4 protein-coding genes are annotated in these 3,645 nt (G+C 59.3%); all 4 read right to left on the reverse strand.

The window, feature by feature from the left end; translation table 11 throughout:
* Positions 1-426 precede the first annotated feature (426 nt).
* Positions 427-1,278, reverse strand: a complete 852-nt coding sequence (locus FS320_RS40025; protein WP_152717998.1) for a sulfurtransferase — start codon at positions 1,276-1,278, stop codon at positions 427-429.
* An 18-nt stretch (positions 1,279-1,296) separates the two neighbouring features.
* Positions 1,297-1,731, reverse strand: a complete 435-nt coding sequence (locus FS320_RS40030; protein WP_425294310.1) for an OsmC family protein — start codon at positions 1,729-1,731, stop codon at positions 1,297-1,299.
* Between the two features lie 129 nt (positions 1,732-1,860).
* Positions 1,861-2,529: a peroxiredoxin gene (locus FS320_RS40035; RefSeq protein WP_152718000.1), complete on the reverse strand. Its 669-nt coding sequence runs from the start codon at positions 2,527-2,529 to the stop codon at positions 1,861-1,863.
* A 940-nt stretch (positions 2,530-3,469) separates the two neighbouring features.
* Positions 3,470-3,645: transposase (locus FS320_RS40040; RefSeq protein ID WP_192926244.1), on the reverse strand; the 176-nt coding region annotated here is incomplete at its 5' end.

A 3,645-nucleotide genomic window follows, 5' to 3' on the forward strand; every position in this document is an offset into this window, starting at 1 on the left:
CCCCCGCGTCCTGCTCCCGCAAAATTCCAATAATCTGCTCTTCCGTGAACCGTGAACGCTTCATTGTCCGTCCTTGTGAGGGGCCGGACTCTAACTCAACGTGGAGGAAAATTTCAGCGGCAGGTCACCCTCATCATGCTTCGCCTCGAACACCCAGACGAAGATGAAGAGACTGAGGAACGAGATCTGGAAGAGAGCTGGCGGATTGGGTTTCGCGGCGAGCGTCGGTAGCCAATTTTTCGGCAATGAGCATAGCTCTGCCCTTTCCGCCTTTCGGTATGCCCTGGGGGACGTTCTGGAAGCCCTTAGCTAAGAGCTCGCCGTGCAGAAACGTGGCCTCGGCTTTCTGACTTAAATGATGCGCTCATCCAAGATGGGATCATCAGACAGATCCGGAAATGCAAATCTACTGTTGGGTCCGAAGCTCTAGCTCGCGTTCGTGGCGACGGGTCGGCCGGACTCCTGGGTCCACTCCGACATCGAGCCGTCGTAGAGCGTCACGGCGGGGCGTTTGAGCACTTCCGAGAGAACAAACCAGTTCGTCGAGGCAAGGTGGCCAGTGTTGCAATAGCTGATCACAGGCCCCGCCGGAACATGCTCGAAGAGTTGCTCCAGTTCAGCAACGGGACGCAGGCGTCCTGTTCCTGCCCGGAAGGCTTTGTTGTGGTCCAGGTGCACTGCACCCGGCAGATGGCCGGCGCGCACCACCTGCGGGCTCTTCTCACTCCCGTCGAACTGCGCCTGCGAGCGCCCGTCGAGCAGTGTTGCGTCGGCTGTCACGACGGCCTTCTCAACAGCCTCGGCCTCTGCGCGCAGGCTTCCTGTGAGCCGCACGGGATAACCCTCGCTCGCAGTTGGGAGCGACAATCCCGCCTCCTCAGGTCGGCCGGCGTCGCGCCAGGATCGGTAGCCGCCATCGAGAACCGACACGCGTTCATGACCGGCAACCCTGAACGTCCAATAGACCCGTGCGGCCGCGCTGAAATCGGACGCAGCCTCCCCGGCCGATACGACGACCACATGATGCCCAGGCTTTACGCCGATGCGGCCCAGCAGCGCGGATAAATGGCCTGCATTGGGGAGCAGGCCGCCGGCGCCACCTTTGGCGATCCGCCAGCCGTCGGCGGCATAGTCGCTGTGAACGGCGCCAGGGATGTGACCGGCCGCGAATTCCACTTGGCCACCGCCCTCCGCCGAGCGGATGTCAACGATTAGAACTGAGGGATCGGCAATATGATCTGAAAGCCATTCGACTGAAACGAGGGGGGAAGTTGTCATGACAATGGCTCCGAGCAATTACGCTGCCTCGCGGGGATCAACGGTCCAGGAGTGCGTGATCTCCGCAACCTGACCCAGCATGATGGACGCGGAGCAATACTTTTCCTTCGACAGCTGGATGGCACGTTCCACTTTCTGCGGCGAAAGTCCCTGTCCTGAGAGACGATATTGGAGATGGATCGTCGTAAACACCTTCGGATCGGTGCGCGCTCGCTCGGCGTCAACTTCGACCACACAATTGGTGACAGGCTCGCGCCCGCGCTTGAGGATGAGCAACACGTCGAACGCCGTGCAGCCGGCGAGCCCCAGCAACATCAGTTCCATGGGGCGGACACCGGCATTGCGGCCACCGTTCTCCGGTGCGCTGTCCAGTACGATGGTGTGCCCGCTGCCGGATTCGCCTGTAAACATCATGTCCTCGACCCAGGACACACGCGCTTTCATTCCAGTCATTTCACTTCCTTGAGGACGGGCATCGGGCAGCCCCATCAGCGCATTGTGACGCCGTCTGCAATCAAGCTGACGGCGTCACTGTTTGGGGCAAGGGGCTTTCGCCCCGCGCTTCGCGTGGGCGGTATCGGATCAGCTCGCCTTCGTGGGCTGGGGCACGATGCGCAGGTAAGGCTTCGGGGCTTTCCAGCCGCCGGGATAAAGGTCCTTGGCTTCTTCGTCCGAGACAGAGCCGGCGATGATGACGTCGCCGCCCTGTTTCCAATTGGCAGGAGTAGCAACCCGATGCTGGGCCGTCAGCTGGAGGGAGTCGATGACCCGAAGCACTTCGTCGAAATTGCGGCCTGTCGTCATCGGATAGACAAGGACAAGTTTGATCTTCTTGTCGGGTCCAATGATGAAGACATTGCGAACGGTCTGGTTGTCAGCGGCCGTACGTCCCTCGGACGTTTCCCCTGCATTGGCCGGGAGCATGCCATAGAGCTTGGAAATCTTGAGGTCGGGATCTCCGATGATCGGATAGTTGACGGCTGCCCCTTGTGTCTCTTCGATGTCCTGCGCCCAGGCCTCGTGCTTCTCCACGGGATCGACGGAAAAGCCGATGACCTTCACGCCACGGCGGTCGAACTCAGGCTTGAGACGCGCCACTTCTCCCAGTTCCGTCGTGCAGACAGGGGTGAAATTCTTCGGATGCGAGAACAGCACTGCCCAGGAATCGCCAATCCATTCATGGAAGCGGATTGGGCCCTCGGTCGTTACCGTCTCGAAATCTGGAGCAGTCTGGCCGATTTGAAGTGTCATGACAGGAGATATTCCTTCATTGGGCGTGGGTCAGTCCCTGCGTCTGCAAGGCAATCTGCAGTCTGCTTGGTCCAATCACGTGGGTTTCATCGTTTCACTGCCAGTCACAGGATGCATGCGGCAGGTCCTCGTCCTGGCTTCAGCCCTGGGTCCGAACGAGGTCGCTCCTGACGTATAGCGGCGGAAGCCAACCTGAAACGCGGGGCGCGCACCCGTTGGCAGGCCTGAGTGTCCAGCAGAGGAGACCGCAAGTCAATAACAATGTTCTTTTTATAGAACGAGTTGAAATAGAATAGTTTGCTCAGAAAGACCTGACTTGAGAGAAGAATCTTCCAAATGAAGCCCGATGGAGACATAGAAAGGGCCCTCCAAGGGCGATGCCTGAAGAAATAAAAATTACTCTTTGCTTTAGAGCGAAGTCTCAGAATGAACCTACTGCAACAATGACGATCTGGGAGAAGTTAATTCTCTGAAGCGGTGCCTGAGGACTGTGAACGAGCACAGGAAAGGCGCAAAACAACAATGCAGCTAGCCGGGTTCGTTTGACACCTGTTCTTTTTAGCGGATATTGCTGTCCTTATCACGGGAGCGATCGGTGATCTTCTGCCGGCCTCCATTTCGATCAGGACCCGGGAGGGTAGGATGCAAAACAAGTCCCCAGAAGTCGCCGGAATGAGGAAACAGGCTCGGTTGCGGTCTGTCCTGCCGGCCGTCGGTTTGATTGTCTTGGGAAGTGCCGGCTTTCTGCCTCTCATCGGCACCGCATCAGCCCAAACGCAGTTGCTAACCGTTCCTATTCACCAGAGTTTGTTTCGGGGCCTATTTGGTAGCGCGGGCGTGCCGATCCGCTGCGTTTCTTTCACCGCGGCAAGGTCTGGAACGTGGGGAACGCGTTGGCAGGGACGGGATGGGATGACCGGGGCGATGGCAGCCCCGGCGCTCAGGGCGAGGCCGCCCGGGGCTGGGGTGCCAGAGCGCTCGCAAGACGCCGGACGAGATCCGCTTCCGGACAGCACGAGGCAAAGGCCAGTCGGATGCGGCTGGTGGTTTCCTGCACCCGCACGGCGATCTTGAGCAGGCGCAACCGCAGCGTTGCGAACTCCGCCCGGGCGAGAT

This window comes from Microvirga tunisiensis, assembly GCF_009296175.1.
In the GTDB taxonomy this organism is placed as follows: Bacteria; Pseudomonadota; Alphaproteobacteria; order Rhizobiales; family Beijerinckiaceae; genus Microvirga; species Microvirga tunisiensis.

What these genes read in the sequence shown, in the direction of transcription:
- FS320_RS40035 (WP_152718000.1), bottom strand. Translation starts at nt 2,529, where the DNA reads ATGACACTTCAAATCGGCCAGACTGCTCCAGATTTCGAGACGGTAACG.
- FS320_RS40030 (WP_425294310.1), bottom strand. Translation starts at nt 1,731, where the DNA reads ATGACTGGAATGAAAGCGCGTGTGTCCTGGGTCGAGGACATGATGTTT.
- FS320_RS40025 (WP_152717998.1), bottom strand. Translation starts at nt 1,278, where the DNA reads ATGACAACTTCCCCCCTCGTTTCAGTCGAATGGCTTTCAGATCATATT.